Origin of the sequence: Lamprobacter sp. (assembly GCF_034860625.1) — a bacterium.
GTDB lineage: Bacteria > Pseudomonadota > Gammaproteobacteria > Chromatiales > Chromatiaceae > Lamprobacter.
This window is the reverse complement of record NZ_JAYESN010000528.1, coordinates 1-1,329: the sequence shown is the minus strand read 5'-3', so window position 1 is coordinate 1,329 and position 1,329 is coordinate 1. Positions and strand designations below refer to the sequence as shown.

Here is a 1,329-nt window from a genome sequence, read left to right as displayed (position 1 = left end):
GAGGCCGGTTCCGGGAAGACGACGGTGTGCCGTAAGGTGGCCGCGGATCTGCATCCGGGGCTGTATCGGGTGTTCTATATCCCGCTGTCGACCGGCAATGTGATGGATATGTACAAGACCATCACCTGGGAGCTGGGCCTGCCGGTGGAGCGCAATTGGGCGGCGGCGTTTCGCTCGATCCGCTTGGAGATCACGCGCCTGAGCTTGGAGGCGAAGCAGCGCCCGGTGCTGATCGTCGATGAGGCGCATCATCTGCGCAATGAGGTGCTCGAGGATCTGCGGCTGCTGACGAACTACAACATGGATTCGGAGAACCGGCTGTGTCTGCTGTTGGTCGGGCTCACGGAGTTGCGCCGGCGCTTGGGCATGGCGGTGCATGAGTCCCTGGCGCAGCGCATCGTGGTGCGCCATCACTTGAGCGGGTTGACGCGTGAGGAGGTGCCTGAATATCTGGTCCATCGTCTGCGCTTGGCCGGCTGTGAGCTGCCGTTGTTTGAGCCCGCCGCGGTGGAGGCGCTGTTTCAGGCGACCCAGGGGATGCCGCGTAAGGTCAATCGCTTGGCGCATTATGCGTTGACCAGTGCGGCCCTTGAACAGGCGCGCCAGGTCAGTGCCGAGCATGTGCAGGCAGCACGTGAGGAGGTAGCGGCATGAGTGGCTTGGCGGATCTGATGCGCTTTGAGCTGCCGGAGCATTGGACCCCAGAGCAGGCACTGGCGGTGCAGGAGGCGCTGGAGGCGTTCTCTGAGGCGCTCTTCGCTGTTTACGGCTCGCAGATGCAGGCGCTGATCGCTGAGGAGACGCGCCGCAATGAGCAGCTGGAGTTGCTTGAGTTCGACGATCCGCTGCCCTTCTAGAGCCTCTTCGCCTGTCCTGCCGGCGGGCCGTCTGGCCCGCCTTTTCCGAGCATGTCACGCTCGTTTGTCATTCGCGCGCCTGGCGGCGCGCTCAGCACATTCGCGTTCGCCTCTCACCAGGCACGACCCGCGCTCGTTCACCTGCTCTGACTCTGTCACCGGTGTCAGCAATCCGAGAAAGGCTCGGGAATGGACTGCGGTATAGCTCGGGAAAACTGCGGTGGAATAAAGTGAGAGCTAACATAAGCTCAGGGGCCATGATGCCTACTACGGCATCACCGGCAACGCACGAGCGCTCTCGCGGCTGCGGTTCGAGGTTCAACGGCGTTGGCGCAAGTAGCTCAATCGCCGCTCGCGTGCGACGCGCCTGAACTGGTCGGCCTTTAACCGGCTGCTCAAGCGCTACCCCCTCCCGCCCGCGCGGGTGATTCATAGCATCTATGCCACGTAGCGAACGTCTAGGCCGAGGAGC

At 63.1% G+C, this 1,329-nt stretch carries 2 protein-coding genes; both read left to right on the top strand.

Going from position 1 to position 1,329, the window contains the following annotated elements; translation table 11 throughout:
- A partial coding sequence (locus VBE63_RS29475; protein ID WP_323686528.1) for an ExeA family protein occupies positions 1 to 654 on the top strand: 654 nt, incomplete at its 5' end.
- Positions 651 to 857: a hypothetical protein gene (locus tag VBE63_RS29470; RefSeq protein WP_323686527.1), complete on the top strand. Its 207-nt coding sequence runs from the start codon at positions 651 to 653 to the stop codon at positions 855 to 857. The genes VBE63_RS29475 and VBE63_RS29470, both read left to right, overlap by 4 nt.
- Positions 858 to 1,329: the final 472 nt, after the last annotated feature.

What these genes read in the sequence shown, in the direction of transcription:
- VBE63_RS29470 (WP_323686527.1), top strand. Translation starts at nt 651, where the DNA reads ATGAGTGGCTTGGCGGATCTGATGCGCTTTGAGCTGCCGGAGCATTGG.